We start from the raw sequence: 15,091 nt of genomic DNA on the forward strand, positions 1-15,091 counted from the left end.
ACGATATATCGCGTAAGTGACGGCGTCAAGGGTTCGACTCGGGGCCCTCGTCGCTCTCGGAACGGCCCGCGCCCTCACCCTCAACCTCAACCTCGACCTCGCCCGCAGCCCCCTCTTCACCGCCATCGGCCGCGACGTCCCACCGCGTCCCCTCGAGGTCCCCGCGCAGCACGCCCGTCACGCGGTCCACCGCGGCGCCGACGGTGGGCGCGAAGCGGTCGGCCGGGAACCGGTCGGCCACGCCGTAGCGACGCAGCGTGTCCACCACCGGGTCCTTCATCTCAGCAAACACGAGCGTCACGCCGTGCTTCGCCAGCCACTCCTCGAGCTCGACCAACTGGTCCACGGCCGTGGTGTCGACCGCCGTGATGGGCTCGGAGGCCAGGATGACGGTCGTCACGTCCGGCCCCGCGGCCTTCACCCTGGCCCGCACCCAGCGGGCGAACGCCTCGCCGTTGGCGAAGAACAGCGGCGCGTCGAACCGCACGATCACCAGGCCGGGGATCCGCTCGCCCTGCTCGGGGAAGCGCGTGAGGTCGTGATAGCCGCGCAGCCCGTGCACGCGCCCCAGCTCCGCCCGGTACGGCCGCCACGACCGGCGCACGAACGCGAACATCGACAGCACCACCGCCGCGCCGATCCCCTCGAGCACCCCGAACACCAGCACTCCCGTGAGCGCCGCCATCGACAGGCCCAGCTCGATCTTGTCGATGCGCCACAGCGTCCTGACGGCCTTGACGTCGATGAGCGTGATGACGGCCGCGATCACTACCGCGGCGAGCGTGGCCTTGGGCAGCACCACGGTGAGCCCGGGCATCAGCAGCATGAAGACCACGAGCAGCACGGCGCCCACGACGCCGGTGAGCTGGCTCTTCGAGCCGGCCTGCTCCGCGACGGGCGTGCGGGACGAGGAGGCGGAGATGGGGAAGCCGCCCATCGCTCCCCCGGCGATGTTCGCGATCCCGATGCCCCGGAGCTCGTCGCTGCCGCGCACCGTCTCGCCGCGCCGCGCGGCGAGGGTGCGCGACAGCACCGCAGAGTCCGTGAAGGCCACGAGCGCGATGCCCAGCGCGGGGATCGCCAGGTCCTTGACGTCCGACCACTCCAGCCCGCCCAGGGCCGGGGCCGGGAGGCCCTGGGGCAGGGCGCCCACGGTGGGTAGCGCATCGGCCAGAGAGAAGGCCCATGTCACGACCATGGCGACCACGACCGCGACCAGCACGCCGGGCACCGGGAACTTCACCCGCCGCAGTACCAGGATGATCGCGAGCGAGCCCACGCCGATCGCGGCGGCGGTGGGGCCCACGGCGCCGTCGGCGAGGGCGCGTCCGATCTCCACGACGCGCGCGCCGATGCCGTCCGCGTCCACCGAGAATCCGAGCAGCGTGGGGATCTGGGACACGATGACGATCAGCGCGATCGCGTTGAGGTATCCGAGCCGGACCGGTTTGGACAGCAGATCCGTGACGAAGCCCAGGTTGACCACGCCGGCGAGCAGCATGACCAGGCCGACCATGATGGCGAGGAGGCCCGCGAGGGCGACGGCGCGGTCGTCGTCGCCCAGGGCGAGCGGCAGAATGGCCGCGCCGATGATGGGCGCGAGCGCCGAGTCCGGGCCCAGCACCAGGATCCGCGACGGCCCTACCAGCGCGTATGCGAGCAGCGGGATGACGGTCGCGTACAGGCCGGTCACCGGGGGCAGGCCCGAGACCTGGGCGTAGCCCATGCCCGCGGGGATGAGCAGCGCGGTGACCACGATGCCCGAGCGGATGTCCGGCCACAGCCACGCGCGCTTGTATCGCCGGGCGGTGCGCACGCCCGGCAGCCAGCGCTCGAGCGTCGTCGCCAAAGTGGGCCTCCGCCTCCATCCTTGCGCATGTCCGGGCCCACTACCCTGGCGACCGTGCTCATCCTCCTGCCGCCCTCCGAGGGCAAGACCGCGCCCGCCGCCGGCGACCCCGTCGACCTCGCCGGGCTCTCGCACCCCGGCCTCGAGGAGCCGCGCCGGCGTGTGGCCGATGCGCTGGCCACCGTGAGCGGGCAGCGCAACGCGATGGAGGCGCTGGGCGTGGGCGCGTCGCTCGCCGCGGAGGTCGAGCGCAACCGGACGGTGTGGGGGAACCCGGCCGCCGCATCGGCCACGGTGTATTCAGGCGTCCTCTACGACGCCGCGGGCATGGCGACCTGGGACGATGCTCGGCTCGCCCGGGCGCGGACGCACGTGCGCACGGTGTCCGCGCTGTGGGGCGCGGTCTCCCCCGCGGACCGTATTCCCGCGTACCGGCTGTCGATGGGGATCTCGCTGGGGCGACTCGGCGGGCTCGCGACGTTCTGGAAGCGGCACCTGCCGGCGGAGCTGGACGCGCTCGCCGACGGGCGCCTGGTGATCGACTGCCGCTCCGCGGCCTACGTCGCGGCCTACCGGCCCGCCGATGCGCCGTGGGTGAGCGTGGGCGTGCAGCGCGAGCTGAACGGCAGGCGCGCGGTGGTGAGCCACATGGCCAAGCACACGCGCGGCCTCCTCACCGCGCACCTCCTGGGGGACGATGCGGTGCCGGAGACCGCGGCCGACCTCGCCGACGCTGCGGCCGGGATGATCGGCGACGCGCTCGTCGACGTGGCCTTGGTCCGCAAGGCCAAGGGGCCGGACGAGCTGACGCTGGTCATCGCCGGTTGAAGGGTCGGCTCCTGCGGCGACCGGGGCGTCTCCTCCCCCACCTCTTTGCTCGACAGAGTCGCCCACGTAGAATGGTGGTCGCGGCGGGCCATCGCCCTCGGAGCCCGGCAGTCTTCCGGACGGTAGACGAGCCGGGCTCACGCACGTTCAGAGTCGGATCACACGACCCTCGACCAGCGCGCCGGCTCGCCTCGACCAGTCGCCACCCTTCTGGTGGCACCACGCGACGGCGTCGCTCACCCAGAGCAGCGGCTCGTCGTAGGGGCTGGCGTGTCGATACGCGAATCCCGATGGCGCGCGACGCGCTCGCAGCACGCCTCCAACGGTGCGGCGGTCCGCAGCTTCGAGGGACGCATCGCGTTCGAGAACGAGCTCGCTTGCGCCTGCATCGAGCGCCGCTCCAGCCGCGGCTTCGAGACACAGTGGCCGGGCGATGCGGTCGGGCTTCCCCGAGACCTGCCAGACCGTGGCTCGCACCGACAGGCCAGCCAGCTCGGAGAGCAGCGCCCGGCGCCGAGGATCACTCTCGCTCTTGAAGTGCAATCGGCGCTGTCGCTTCGGGAGCAAGCGCCGCAATCGACGTCGCGCCTCGCCCCTGTCGACCGGCGCCACCGCGACCGCGGCAAGAATGTAGCCCCGCGCCTTCGATTCGTCGATGTAGACGGCATCGCCGGGCAGGATGCCGGAGTTCGCCCGAAATCGTGCAGCGGCCATAGGCGCAGTTCAGCAGACCGCGCGAACGCGGGTGCCGCCGTCCACAGGCGCCGTCTCCGCCGAGCGTGTCGGATCGCTTCCGAGCACGCTCCGCCACCTCGCGCTGCGGCCACGCCCCCGTCTCGGACGCGACGTTCATCGACATAGAACAGTCGGTGGTCGAGCGGGCCGAGCGAATCATCGCCGGTTGAGAGGCGTCACGATCCGCTCGTCGATGCGACGCGGACCGCTCGCGCGGACGCGTCGTCGCGCGGCGCCAGGCGTCCCGTGCGACGCATCCAGGCCTCGAGAGGGAGCGTCACGAGCGGCGGCACCGCCGCCACCAGCACGAGCGCGAACGTGCCCAGGCCCCACCGCAGCCTGATCCACGCGATGGACGCGACCACCAGGTAGACGATGAACGCCGCGCCGTGGAGCCGGCCGAAGACCGCCACGCCCAGAGCGGTGGTCTCGGACACGTGCTTGAGGTACATCCCGGCGAGCAGGCCCGCCCAGGTGAAGGCCTCGGCGATCGCCACGACGGCGAACCACCGTCCGATGCCGCTGATGCGCTCCATTGCCGCTCCTCACGGGTCGCTCCGACGCCGGGGCGCATCGGGGCTTGCCGGCGAGGATAGCGGCAGTGCCGACGCCACCCGTCCACACACCCCCACCCGAATGGGTAGCTGGTGGTCGCTCTCAGCAGGTTTCTGCGCGCCACGGGTAGCTGGTTGTCGTTCGTGTGTGGACAGGTGACGCCGCGGGCGACCGTGCGCGCCAGGTGACGCCGCGCGGCAGCACTCAGCGCCGCGGGACCTTGACCAGCAGCTCGCCCGGGACCACCTCGGCGGAGAACTCCGCGGTCTCGCCGCCCAGGTCCCCGTCGATCTCGAAGGGCACCGCGCGGTCGAGCCGCACCGTCACCTTGCGACCCGCGAACCGTCGCAGCGGCGAGGACGATCCCCGGCGCCCCAGCGCGGAGAGCATGCGCATCGCGCCCGCCAGCCCGCCACTGCTGCGCGCGACCAGCACGTGGAGTCGCCCATCCGCCGCATCCGCCGCCGGCAGCAGGTCGACGCCGCCCTGGAGCCGACCCACATTGCCCACGAGGGTGAGCACGGTGTCGCCGTCGTAGACCTCCTCGCCGTCGAGCGTGACCGTGGCGTGGAACGGCTCGGCGCCCACCTGTCGCACGCCCGCGACCACGTAGGCGCCGCCCTTGACGAGGCGCTTGAGGCGCGGGTCGGTGTCCTTCATGATCTGCGCGTCGAGCCCCACGCCGGCCATCACCACGTAGGACTCGCTCGACTCCCCTACCGTCCAGCGGACCACGTCGATGGGACGCACCACGCCGTGCAGGGCGACCTCGAGCGCCTCGTCCTCGTCGAGCGGGATGCCCAGGTTGCGCCCCAACAGGTTGCCCGTGCCGGCCGGAATGATGCCCACGGCCACGCCTGTGCCGGCGAGCTCGGCGCACACGGTCCGCACGGTGCCGTCGCCGCCGGCGACCAGGACGAGGTCGACGTCCTTCGCCAGCGCGTCCTGGGCCATGCCCCGCCCCGGATCGTTCTGCTCGGTCTCGATCCACAGCGGCGGCTGCCAGCCGGCGCTCGCCATGGCGAAGGTGACACGGCGGCGGAACAGGTCGAACTCGACCACCTTGGTGGGGTTGTAGATGACGGCGGCCCGGTGCCCGGTGTCGGCCGGCACGCGGCGCGCGTTCCGCACCAGGACGATCGACTCGATCCCCACGATCCAGAGGGCCGCGGTCGCGATCACCACCCCGAACAGCCATCCGCCCACGATGTCCGAGGGACGCACGGTTCCCATCGCCCACTCGTCGAGCGCCGTCATGACGACCAGCAGCGCCACGGCTGCGCGGCGCCACATGCCCGCGGCGTGCGACCGGCGCTCGGCGTTGGCGACCGCGAGCACCATCCACAGCAGGATGGTGACGGCGGCCAGGTGGCCGGACGGATACGCGCTGCCGATGGCGGCGATGGAGTCGTCGAAGCCCGACGCGGGCCGCGGCCGGTCGATGAGGAGCCGGTTCACGTGCCACAGCGGGATGCCCAGCGCCGCGATCGCCAGTGCCGCGGACAGGCGCCGCTGCCGCTGCTGATACGCGGCGATCGCGAGCACCACTGCGACGGCCATGATGAAGAACGGGTTGGTGATCAGGGAGAACGCCTCGGCGATCTGCCCCCAGTACGACCTCGGGTCCATGCCGGAGGCCGGGATCCGGTCGTCCAGGTGGGTGCCCAGCCACCCGGACATCACGCCCGCGGTCCAGGCCGCGTAGGTCGCCAGCGCCACGGCGAAGACGATGGGCTCGAACACGCGCCGATGCATGGCGACGGGCGCCCTTCCGCGTCGCTCCCCGCCGCTCGGCTGAGTCATGACCACCCCCGCGCCCAGGCTAGGCGATCGTGCGCCGTTGCGACGCGCCCGCAACGCAGGGATGTTGCGCGGCGGTCTGGGCGGGAGTGTCCGAAATCACACGGCTCGGGCACCGCTTTCGCGACTCCACCGCCCCCGCCTTAGATACAGTACGTACCGTATCTAAGGGCCGGAGATCCCGGCCACGGAGACCACACCACTCGATCACCGCGTCACCGACCACCAAGGAGGAACCGTGCCCCACACCCGCCGCTCCTCCGACGAGGTCCTGAGCGCCATCCGCGACGCCGTCCACAGCGAACTCGCCGCGCACGGCTACCAGGGCATCACCTTCGAGGGCGTCGCCCGGGCCGCGGGCACCTCCCGACCGGTGCTCTACCGCCGCTTCCCCACCCGCGCCGCGATGGTCACGGACACCGTCATCGCGCACAGCACCGAGGCCGCGTCGACGCCCCCCACGGGCGCGCTCCGCACGGACCTCATCGACCTCCTCGAGGTCCTCTACGCGCAGATCGGCGCCACCGGCGTCGAGGTCTTCTCCGGCCTCCTCGCGGAGGTCGACCACGACACGGCGACCCGCGTCGAGGAGGCCACGCTCGGCTTCTTCATCGGCCGCCTCTCCACCATCGTCGACGCGGCCCGCGCCCACGGCGAGCTGGGCCCCGAGCGTCTCCATCCGCGCGTGCCCGGGGCGGTCCTCGCGCTCGCACGGCACGAGGCCACGCTCAGCCCGGAGGCACCGTCCCGCGAGGACGCCGCCTCGCTCGTGGACCACGTCATCGTTCCCCTCCTCCAGGTCTCGACCCAGGCGCGGTGAGCGCCCGCCGGTCGACCTTCCACCCCCACAAGTCCCCAGAAAGCAGCACCGCCATGACTGTGACCGCCGACCCCGGCGCGCCCGAGCGCGCCCAGGCCGCGCCCACCGGGAGCCCGACCGCGCACCCCGAGGCGCCCCATGCATCGTCCCCGGACCAAGTCCTCGCCCACCTGGCGAGCGCCGCGACGGGCCTGACCCACGCCGACGCGGACCAGCGCCTCGCCGAGCACGGCCCCAACGCGCTGCCCGAGCCGCCCAGGAAGCACCCCGTGCTGCGCTTCCTCGCGCACTTCAACGACGTCCTCATCTACGTCCTGCTGGGCGCCGCCGCGCTCAAGGCGTACATGCAGGACTGGGTCGACTTCTCCGTGGTGCTGGGCGTGGCCGTCATCAACGCGATCATCGGCTTCGTGCAGGAGGGCCAGGCCGAGCGCGCGCTCGACGGGATCCGCAACATGCTGTCCTCCGAGGCGCAGGTGCTGCGCGACGGCCACTGGGTCGCGGTCCCGGCCGAGTCCGTGGTGCCGGGCGACGTCGTGCGCGTGCGCGCCGGTGACCGGGTCCCCGCGGACCTGCGCCTGATCGAGTGCGCGAACCTCCAGGTGGACGAGGCGGCCCTGACCGGCGAGTCGGTCGCCGCGATCAAGGACACGGCTTCGGTCGCGGCCGATGCCGGCATCGGCGACCGCACCTCGATGCTCTACTCGAGCACCATCGTCGCGACGGGCACCGGCGTGGGCGTCGCGGTCGCGACCGGCACCGCCACGGAGATCGGTCGCATCCAGCAGATGGTCACCTCCGCGGAGACCATGGAGACGCCCCTGTCGCGCCAGCTCGCGCGCTTCGGCAAGCAGATCGCCTTCGGCATCCTCGCCATGTGCGCCGTCATGATCGTCGTGGGCACCGTGATCCACGACTTCGGCTTCAACGAGCTGGTCTCCGCGACCATCGGCTTCGCGGTCGCCGCGATCCCCGAGGGCCTCCCCGCCGTCGTCACCATCACGCTCGCGCTGGGCGTCGCCCAGATGGCGCGCCGCCAGGCGATCGCCCGCAAGCTCACCGCGGTGGAGGCGCTCGGCTCCGTCACCGTCATCTGCTCGGACAAGACCGGCACGCTCACCCAGAACGAGATGACCGTCCGCACCGCGATCACCCGCGGCGGCGAGTTCGCCGTCGAGGGCACCGGCTACGCGCCGGAGGGCCTCGTGCGGGTGGACGATGCGGTGGTCACCCTGGACACCCGCCCGGACCTGGCGGCCCTGGTGGTCGCGGCCGCGAGCTGCAACGACGCCCGCGTGGTCGAGGAGGACGGCCGCTGGCGCGTGGTGGGCCAGCCCACCGAGGGCGCGATCGCGACGTTCGCGCTCAAGACCGGCATGGACCTGTCCGACGTCACCCGCATCGCGGAGGTGCCGTTCGACTCGGCGCACAAGTACACGGCGACGCTGAACGCGACCGCGGAGGGCACCGTCCTGCGCGTCATGGGCGCCCCGGACCGCCTGCTCGAGCGCTGCACGCACCAGCGCGCCGCGGACGGCTCGCTCGAGCCGCTCGACGCGGACTTCTGGCACGCGCAGATCGACCGCCTCGCGGCGCAGGGCCTGCGCACGCTGGCGGGCGCGCACCGCCCCGTGGCGGCCGATGCCTCGGCCGAGCTGGACCACGACGACGTCGACGGCCTGGTGTTCCTGGGCCTGTTCGGCATCGTGGACCCGCCGCGGCCCGAGGCCATCGACGCGATCCGCGAGTGCCACTCCGCCGGCATCCGCGTGAAGATGATCACCGGCGACCACGCCGGCACGGCCACCGCGATCGCCCGCGAACTGGGCATCGCCCCCGCGACCGGCGAGGTCCGCCACCTCACGGGCGCCCAGCTCGAGGCCATGAGCCAGGACGAGCTCGAGGCCTGCGCGCACGACGTCGACATCTACGCCCGCACCTCCCCCGAGCACAAAATCCGCATCGTCAAGGCGCTCCAGGCGCACGACGAGGTCGTGGCCATGACCGGCGACGGCGTCAACGACGCCCCCGCACTGCGGAGGGCCGATGTGGGCGTCGCCATGGGCATCAAGGGCACCGAGGCGACCAAGGAGGCCGCGGACATCGTCCTCGCCGACGACAACTTCGCCACCATCGAGCGCGCCGTCGAGGAGGGTCGACGAATCTACGACAACATCCGCAAGTCGGTCGTGTTCCTGCTGCCCACCAACGGTGCGCAGTCGCTCGTCATGCTGGTCGCGGTGCTGTTCGGGCTGACGCTGCCCCTGGTGCCGGTGCAGATCCTCTGGGTCAACCTGGTGTGCGGCACCACGCTGTCGCTCGCGCTCGCCTACGAGAAGGCCGAGCCCGGCCTCATGAAGCGGCCGCCGCGCGGCTCCGGCGGCTCGGTGCTGTCGAAGTCCTCGTTCGCGCACATCGTGGTCGCGTCGCTCCTCATCGGCGGCGCCACGCTGGGCGTGTACTGGTGGGCCGCGGGCGCCGGGATCGACACCGCGCTCGCGCAGACCCTGACCGTCACCACCCTGGTGCTCAGCCAGGTGGCGTACCTGTTCAACTGCCGCTTCCTCAACGCCACGTCGCTCACGACGCGGGCGCTCACGGGCAGCGCGGCGGTGTGGATCGCGATCGGCGCGCTCATGACGTTCCAGCTGCTGTTCACGTACGTGCCGTTCATGAACTCCTGGTTCAACTCGGCGCCGCTGAGCCTCTCCGACTGGGGCCTCACGGCCACCATCGCGGTGGGTGTGTTCCTCCTGCTCGAGGGCTACAAGGCGCTGGCGCGCCGGCGCTGAGTCGCTGAATCGGGGCCCGCTTGGCCCCCGGCCCCCCGTTGATCCGGGCCCGCTTGGCCCCACCCACGCAGTCGCACGACGGGCGTGGACCTCGGTCCCCGAGGTCCACGCCCGTCGTGCATTTCCCCGCCCATTCCGGCGCCGGGGAGTGCCTCGAGGCTCCGTGCCGCGACTCGAACGAGCCGGAGGAGCCTCTTTCCGTTCGTGGTTCTACTGCGAGGGCTGAATCAGCGCGGCGTGTCGCGGCCGACACGCCGCTGCACCCCGCCCTGTTTCACTCCAGAGTGCAGAACGGGAAATGGAACGTGTCGCCCCCTCGGGATCACGGAGGGACCAGGAGGAACACGGAGAGGCCACGAGGACGCGCCAGCGCCGGGCCGACGCCGCCCCCTCTACTCGACCGGAATCCCCAGCGCGAGCAGGTGCGTCTCCGCGATCGAGCCGTCCTCGCGCGCGCGCACCTGCAGCACGGTGGTCGACGCGGGCGACGGCCAGATGGCGCCCCAGCCCGCGGGATCCATGTCCAGCGCCATGCCCACGATCGACTTGATCACCACGGCGTGCGCGACCAGCGCGACGCCGCGCGGCACGTCGCGACCGTCGACGCAGTGACGGGCGTGATCGGCGGCCACGTCGCCCACGAGCGACCAGCCCCGCTGCCCCACATCCTGAATGCGCTCGCCGCCGGGCGCCGCGATCTGGTTCGCGCGCCACCGGTGGATCGCGTCGCCGTCGCGCTCCGCGATCTCGGCGACGGTGAGCCCCTCCCACTCGCCGAACACGATCTCCCGCAGCCGCTCGTCCGTCTCGACGTGCGCGCCGAGGCGCCGCCCGATCGCGCCCGCGGTCTCCTGCGTGCGCACGATCGGCGAGGCGAGCAGCCTCGTCACGTGCGGCAGGTGCTCCCACGTGCGCCGGCCCATGCGGTACAGCGCATCCGCCACCTTGGCGGCCTGGACCCGGCCCGCCGCGGACAGGCTCGGCCCCGGCACCCCTCCGCCGGACATCCGCTTCGCGGTGGTCATCTCCGTCACGCCGTGGCGCACCAGCACCACGGTGAGCGGCGCGACCAGGTCCTCCTCGTTCGGGGAGAACGGGCTCTGCACCTTGGGATGGACCAGGGACGATGCCCCGGCCGGGTCGGTCGCGCCGTCCGGTGCGTCGTCGACGTCGGTCCCCTCCGGCAGGGGGTGGTCCTCGCGCTCGACGCGCGGCTCCACCTGCGTGTCGCTCGCGGGGGTCACGCCCTCGCCTCGCGCCGCGGCGAGTGCCGCGCGCACGCGGCTCGCGCCGGTGGGGTCGTGGCGCACGGGAGCCTCGTCGTCGCCCGCGCCGCCCGCCGCGCCGGCCGGCGTCTCACCGCCGGCGAGGCGCGAACCGCCCCCGGCCGCCGCATCGTCCCCGGGCAGGCGGTCGCGGCGGATGTCCTCCTCGCGCGTGTCCATCGCCTCGTTGGCGAGGCGGTCGGCGAGCTTGTTGCGCTCGCGCGGGATCCACGCGTACTCGACCTGCGCGCCGGCGACCAGCTGCTGGGCGCGGGCGGCGAGCGGCTTCATGTCGGGGTGCTTGACCTTCCAGCGGCCGGACATCTGCTCGACCACCAGCTTGGAGTCCATGCGCACGTCCAGGCGCGCGTCGGGGTCGATCGCGCGCGCGGCCTCGAGCCCCGCGATGAGGCCGCGGTACTCGGCCACGTTGTTGGTGGCGTGGCCCACGTAGCCGGCCCGCTCCGCGAGCACCGCGCCCGTGGCGCCATCCTTCACGGCCGCGCCGAAGCCGGCCGGGCCGGGATTGCCGCGCGAACCGCCGTCCGCCTCGATGATGAGGGTCCGGGTCACGCCTTCGCCTCGCGGACGAGGATGCGGCCGCACTCCTCGCAGCGCACCACGTCGTCCGCGGGCCGCGACTGGATCGCCGCCAGGTCACCCGGGTTGAGAGGCATGTGGCAGCCCAGGCACTGGTTGCCCTGGAGGGCCGCGGCGCCCACGCCTCCGTTCTGGTCGCGCAGGCGCTCGTAGAGCGTCACCAGTGCGGCATCGAGGCCGTCGATCGCGCCCGCGCGCTCTCCCGTGATGTCCTCGAGCTCCCTGTCGATCTGCGCCCAGGCCGCGTCGCGCTCGGCGGACAGCTGGTCCACCTGCGCGCGGATCGCGTCGACCTGGCTCTGCGCGGACGCGAGGGCCGCCTCCGCGCCGTCGAGCGCCTCCATGGCCTCGAGCTCGATGGTCTCGAGGTCGCCCTGGCGGCGGGTGAGCACCTCGAGCTCCGCCTGGAGCGCCTGCAGGTCCTTCGCCGAGCCCTGGCCGGACTCGAGGCGCGCGGTGTCGCGGGCGGCGCGGGTGCGCACGTTCTCCACGTCGTCCTCCGCCTTGGTCACGGCGCGGCGCAGGTCGGAGACCTCCGTGGCGCGCGCGACGCGCTCCTCGTCGAGGTCGGCCAGGCGCGCGGTGAGCTCCTCGATCTGCGCGAGCACCGGCATGTGGGTGCGGCGGTGCCGGGCCTGCTGGGCGCGCAGGTCCAGGTCCTGCACATCGAGAAGGCGGCGCTGATCGGCGGCGGGGGCAGTAGGCATGAGGCTCCTTCCGCGCTCAGAAGCGCGCGTTCCAGGGGTCGGTCGTGAGGGTGGAGACGATGGTGTCGATGCCGGCGGCGTCGCCCACGTACTCGGCGGCCGCGGTGAGCCACGTCCATTCCGAGGCGTAGTGCGCGACGTCCACCAGGTAGGGCCGACCGTCGCGCAGCATCGCGGACTCGCGGGCCTCGGAGGCGGGGTGATGACGCAGATCCGCGGTGACGTAGACGTCGGCGCCGGCAGCGGCGGCCGCGTCGAGGAACGAGTCGCCCGCGCCGCCCACGACCGCGACGGTCCGCACGTCCCCGGTGAGGTCGCCCGCGACCCGGACCCCGTGCATCGTCTCCGGGAGCGCCTGGGAGGCGCGTCCCGCGAACTCGGCGAGCGTCATGGGCGCGTCGAGGCGGCCGATGCGCCCGGTCCCCTGCTCCGCGTCGCCCGGGAGCGGGACCAGGGGGATGCCCCCGGTGACCCCGAGCGCGACCGCGAGGGCGTCCGCAACCCCGGAACCCGCCGCATCGGCATTGGTATGGGCGTTGTACAGGGCGATGCCGTTCTCGATGAGGCGGTGCACCACCGCGCCCTTCGCGGTGCCCGCGTGGACGGTGGTGACGCCGCGCAGCATGAGCGGATGGTGGGTGACGATCATGTCGCAGCCCTCCTCGATCGCCTCCTCGACCACCGCGAGCACGGGGTCGACGGCGAAGAGGATGCGCGTCACGGGGGCGTCGGGATGGCCCACGGAGAGCCCGTTGACGTCCCAGCTCTCGGCAAGGTCGAGGGGGAAGCGCCGCTCGAGCGCGTCCATCACGTCGGCCACTGTGGTCATGGCGCCCAGGCTACTCGCTGGAGGGCCTGGTCTCTCCGTCGGATGGGGGCGCCTGCGGGGTCTGGTGGGGCAGGCCGCTCGCGGGGCTCTCGGCGCGCTCGGGCGCCGTCGGCGTCGCGGGCATGCCCGCGTGGGCCGCGATCGCGTCGAGCTTGCCCTCGAGCTGCGCGATGCGGTCCAGCAGCTGGTTGCGGGTGACCTCCTCGCGCTCCTCGTCCTCGCCCTGCGTGAGCGAGACGAACCACGCCGCGACGGTGGCCGTGATGACGCCGATGAGCGCGACGCCCACGAGCATGATGACCGTCGCGACCACGCGTCCCTCGGGCGTGACCGGCGCGTAGTCGCCGTAGCCCACCGTGGTCATGGTGACCAGCGACCACCAGATCGCGTCGCCGAAGTGGGTGATCTGCGCGTCCGGAGAGCCTCGCTCGGCCTCGAGGATGGCGACGGCGCCGATCCACATGAGCAGCACCACGGAGATGAGGATCGCCTGCGTCGACTTCACGGCGCCCTTGCGGCTCGCGAGCATGGTGCCGGAGGTGAACACCGCGAGGATCTTGAGCGGCCGCGCGGCGGGGATGACCACCGCGATGACGTCGATGGGGTGCTGGCGAATGAACCTCCACCGCTCCTCGCTGAGCACCACGCGGATCACGATGTCGACCACGAACGCGAGCCAGATGGCTGCCTGCGCGGTGATGAGCACGCCCCGGATCGCACCGGGCACGACCCCCCAGAACGCCACTCGCAGGGACCACACCACCAGGAAGGCGACGGCGAGCACGAGCATGAGGAAGTCCGCTCGCTTGGCGTACGCGCGCAGCCGCTCGCTGTCGCCCTTGATCACGTCGGGCACCGCCACCGGTCGTCTCCCCTCGCCTGCCGCGGGCGCGACGCCCCCGCTGTGTCGAGGCTAGCGCGCGCCGGGGCGCGGTCCCGGAACGACTGTCAGAGGGTCGCGAGACAGTGGAGACGTCGAAAGGAGCGACATGACCACCATCACCACTGACGCCCCCGCGCCGGGCACGGGCACCGTCCCGGTCGAGGACCTCGACCTGGAGACGATGCTCGAGCTCGATGACGCCTTGTCCGGGGACGATGCCTCGGCCGGGTTGGGCGAGGAGGTCGAGCGATGGCTGCGAGCCAGGCCTCAGCGCGGCGCGCACATCCGCTGGAAGCGCAGCTCCGTGGCTCGGGACGCGGTGCGCACCCGCGCGCAGCTGCAGGCCAAGGTGGCCACCCTGTCCGTCAAGGGCCAGTTCGGCGTCGCCGACCTCGCCGCACTGCCCGAGGTGTGGTGCCAGACCATGCGGGTGGACGGCGGGTACATCGTCGAGGTAAACGGTGTGCCCGGACCCGAGTGCTTCGCGCGCCGCGTCCACCGTGACGGCGACAGCGAGGACGACATCTTCCCCACCGCCCAGGACGCCGGCACCGCCATGTGGAAGTGGCTGCATGGGACACTCCCGGCAGGCATGGTGCTACGCCAGCTGAGCGAGGAGGACTGACATGCACGTGGTGGAGATCGCCGCGGCGGCGCACGCCGGGCAGACGGACAAGGCCGGCCGGGCGTACATCGGCCACCCGATGCGCGTGGCCGAGCACGTGCGCCGGCTCTATCCGGAATGCGAGCGGGGCGTCGTCGACGCCGCGTGGCTGCACGACGTGATCGAGGACACCGGCTGGGACGCCGACCGGCTCCTGGCGCACGGGGTGGACCCGCGCACCGTGGAGGCGGTCGTGGCGCTCACGCGCGTCGCGGGTGAGGAATCCCACGCGTACTACGCCCGGGTGGCGGCGAACCCGTGGGCGGTCATGGTCAAGCACGCCGACATCACCGACAACACCGATCCCTCGCGCGTCGCGCTGCTCGCGGCCGCGGAGCCGGAGCGCGCCGCCACGCTCTCGGAAAAGTACGCGACGGCGCGCACGACGCTCGGCCTCACGGACGCGTGGGAGCGCTGATGCGTGGGAGCACTGACGCGAGGGAGGGCTGACGGCTCGCAGCGCTGACGCGTCGGGATGCGACGGCGCTCGGGCGTCACGACGACGGGATGAGCTCCTCGAGCCGCGCGACGGTCGGCACCTGACCGGCGATGACGAGCGTCCCGTCGACCACGAGCGCGGGCGTGCGCATCACGCCGGCCGCCGCGATCTCGACGTCGTCGGTGACGTGGGTGACCGTCGCCTGGGCGCCGCGCGCGGCCAGCACCTCGCGCGTGCGCGCCTCGAGGGTGTCGCAGTTCTTGCATCCGTGTCCCAGGATCGCGATGTCCATGGCTCTCTCCTTCGGTGGGTCGGTGTCGGGCGG

Annotated in this window: 14 protein-coding genes; 5 read left to right on the plus strand and 9 right to left on the minus strand. The window is 72.7% G+C overall.

Annotation, left to right across the window (positions count from 1 at the left end; translation table 11 throughout):
* Nucleotides 1-25: 25 nt before the first annotated feature.
* Nucleotides 26-1,849 (minus strand): SulP family inorganic anion transporter, encoded by a 1,824-nt coding sequence (locus AOM03_RS03895; protein ID WP_082092079.1) that lies wholly within the window; start codon nucleotides 1,847-1,849, stop codon nucleotides 26-28.
* Between the two features lie 27 nt (nucleotides 1,850-1,876).
* On the opposite strand from AOM03_RS03895, the gene AOM03_RS03900 reads away from it, so the two are divergent.
* The gene (locus AOM03_RS03900; RefSeq protein WP_227589876.1) at nucleotides 1,877-2,677 is read left to right on the plus strand and encodes a YaaA family protein; all 801 of its coding nucleotides are present in this window, start codon (nucleotides 1,877-1,879) and stop codon (nucleotides 2,675-2,677) included.
* A gap of 147 nt (nucleotides 2,678-2,824) precedes the next feature.
* Here AOM03_RS03900 and AOM03_RS12380 read toward each other — a convergent pair whose 3' ends face one another.
* From AOM03_RS12380 to AOM03_RS03910, 3 genes are all read right to left on the minus strand, one after another.
* Complete coding sequence (locus tag AOM03_RS12380; protein ID WP_082092080.1) at nucleotides 2,825-3,391, minus strand: hypothetical protein; 567 nt, start codon at nucleotides 3,389-3,391, stop codon at nucleotides 2,825-2,827.
* A 197-nt stretch (nucleotides 3,392-3,588) separates the two neighbouring features.
* Complete coding sequence (locus AOM03_RS03905; RefSeq protein ID WP_174441927.1) at nucleotides 3,589-3,948, minus strand: DUF3817 domain-containing protein; 360 nt, start codon at nucleotides 3,946-3,948, stop codon at nucleotides 3,589-3,591.
* Between the two features lie 223 nt (nucleotides 3,949-4,171).
* Nucleotides 4,172-5,770, minus strand: coding sequence for a bifunctional phosphatase PAP2/diacylglycerol kinase family protein (locus AOM03_RS03910; protein ID WP_082092081.1), 1,599 nt, complete (start codon nucleotides 5,768-5,770; stop codon nucleotides 4,172-4,174).
* Nucleotides 5,771-6,005: 235 nt separating this feature from the next.
* Here AOM03_RS03910 and AOM03_RS03915 point away from each other — a divergent pair, with 235 nt between their 5' ends.
* Both AOM03_RS03915 and AOM03_RS03920 read left to right on the plus strand, forming a co-directional pair.
* Entirely contained in the window at nucleotides 6,006-6,587 is a 582-nt protein-coding gene (locus tag AOM03_RS03915; protein WP_062378469.1) for a TetR/AcrR family transcriptional regulator, read from the plus strand.
* 53 nt (nucleotides 6,588-6,640) lie between these two features.
* Nucleotides 6,641-9,379, plus strand: coding sequence for a cation-translocating P-type ATPase (locus tag AOM03_RS03920; RefSeq protein WP_082092082.1), 2,739 nt, complete (start codon nucleotides 6,641-6,643; stop codon nucleotides 9,377-9,379).
* Nucleotides 9,380-9,771: 392 nt separating this feature from the next.
* Here the strand turns inward: AOM03_RS03920 and AOM03_RS03925 are convergent, their stop codons facing one another.
* From AOM03_RS03925 to AOM03_RS03940, 4 genes are read right to left on the minus strand one after another with little or no spacing between them, the layout of a single operon-like run.
* The gene (locus tag AOM03_RS03925) at nucleotides 9,772-11,217 is read right to left on the minus strand and encodes a bifunctional RNase H/acid phosphatase (protein ID WP_062378470.1); all 1,446 of its coding nucleotides are present in this window, start codon (nucleotides 11,215-11,217) and stop codon (nucleotides 9,772-9,774) included.
* Nucleotides 11,214-11,951 (minus strand): zinc ribbon domain-containing protein, encoded by a 738-nt coding sequence (locus tag AOM03_RS03930; RefSeq protein WP_062378471.1) that lies wholly within the window; start codon nucleotides 11,949-11,951, stop codon nucleotides 11,214-11,216. Before AOM03_RS03930 ends, AOM03_RS03925 begins: the two co-directional genes overlap by 4 nt.
* 16 nt (nucleotides 11,952-11,967) lie before the next feature.
* Nucleotides 11,968-12,780: a Nif3-like dinuclear metal center hexameric protein gene (locus tag AOM03_RS03935; protein ID WP_062378472.1), complete on the minus strand. Its 813-nt coding sequence runs from the start codon at nucleotides 12,778-12,780 to the stop codon at nucleotides 11,968-11,970.
* Between the two features lie 10 nt (nucleotides 12,781-12,790).
* A complete protein-coding gene (locus tag AOM03_RS03940; protein WP_062378473.1) occupies nucleotides 12,791-13,642 on the minus strand; it encodes a potassium channel family protein in 852 nt (283 codons plus the stop codon).
* Between the two features lie 127 nt (nucleotides 13,643-13,769).
* On the opposite strand from AOM03_RS03940, the gene AOM03_RS03945 reads away from it, so the two are divergent.
* Together AOM03_RS03945 and AOM03_RS03950 are read left to right on the plus strand one after the other, a co-directional pair.
* Nucleotides 13,770-14,288, plus strand: coding sequence for a hypothetical protein (locus AOM03_RS03945; RefSeq protein WP_062378474.1), 519 nt, complete (start codon nucleotides 13,770-13,772; stop codon nucleotides 14,286-14,288).
* A 1-nt stretch (nucleotide 14,289) separates the two neighbouring features.
* Complete coding sequence (locus AOM03_RS03950) at nucleotides 14,290-14,745, plus strand: HD domain-containing protein (RefSeq protein WP_062378475.1); 456 nt, start codon at nucleotides 14,290-14,292, stop codon at nucleotides 14,743-14,745.
* A gap of 76 nt (nucleotides 14,746-14,821) precedes the next feature.
* Here the strand turns inward: AOM03_RS03950 and AOM03_RS03955 are convergent, their stop codons facing one another.
* Nucleotides 14,822-15,058, minus strand: coding sequence for a thioredoxin family protein (locus tag AOM03_RS03955; RefSeq protein ID WP_062378476.1), 237 nt, complete (start codon nucleotides 15,056-15,058; stop codon nucleotides 14,822-14,824).
* Nucleotides 15,059-15,091 lie beyond the last annotated feature (33 nt).

Source organism: Demequina pelophila (genome assembly GCF_000971175.1).
GTDB lineage: Bacteria > Actinomycetota > Actinomycetes > Actinomycetales > Demequinaceae > Demequina > Demequina pelophila.

What these genes read in the sequence shown, in the direction of transcription:
- AOM03_RS03950 (WP_062378475.1), top strand. Translation starts at nt 14,290, where the DNA reads ATGCACGTGGTGGAGATCGCCGCGGCGGCGCACGCCGGGCAGACGGAC.
- AOM03_RS03930 (WP_062378471.1), bottom strand. Translation starts at nt 11,951, where the DNA reads ATGCCTACTGCCCCCGCCGCCGATCAGCGCCGCCTTCTCGATGTGCAG.
- AOM03_RS03920 (WP_082092082.1), top strand. Translation starts at nt 6,641, where the DNA reads ATGACTGTGACCGCCGACCCCGGCGCGCCCGAGCGCGCCCAGGCCGCG.
- AOM03_RS03900 (WP_227589876.1), top strand. Translation starts at nt 1,877, where the DNA reads ATGTCCGGGCCCACTACCCTGGCGACCGTGCTCATCCTCCTGCCGCCC.
- AOM03_RS12380 (WP_082092080.1), bottom strand. Translation starts at nt 3,391, where the DNA reads ATGGCCGCTGCACGATTTCGGGCGAACTCCGGCATCCTGCCCGGCGAT.
- AOM03_RS03935 (WP_062378472.1), bottom strand. Translation starts at nt 12,780, where the DNA reads ATGACCACAGTGGCCGACGTGATGGACGCGCTCGAGCGGCGCTTCCCC.
- AOM03_RS03905 (WP_174441927.1), bottom strand. Translation starts at nt 3,948, where the DNA reads ATGGAGCGCATCAGCGGCATCGGACGGTGGTTCGCCGTCGTGGCGATC.
- AOM03_RS03955 (WP_062378476.1), bottom strand. Translation starts at nt 15,058, where the DNA reads ATGGACATCGCGATCCTGGGACACGGATGCAAGAACTGCGACACCCTC.
- AOM03_RS03945 (WP_062378474.1), top strand. Translation starts at nt 13,770, where the DNA reads ATGACCACCATCACCACTGACGCCCCCGCGCCGGGCACGGGCACCGTC.
- AOM03_RS03910 (WP_082092081.1), bottom strand. Translation starts at nt 5,770, where the DNA reads ATGACTCAGCCGAGCGGCGGGGAGCGACGCGGAAGGGCGCCCGTCGCC.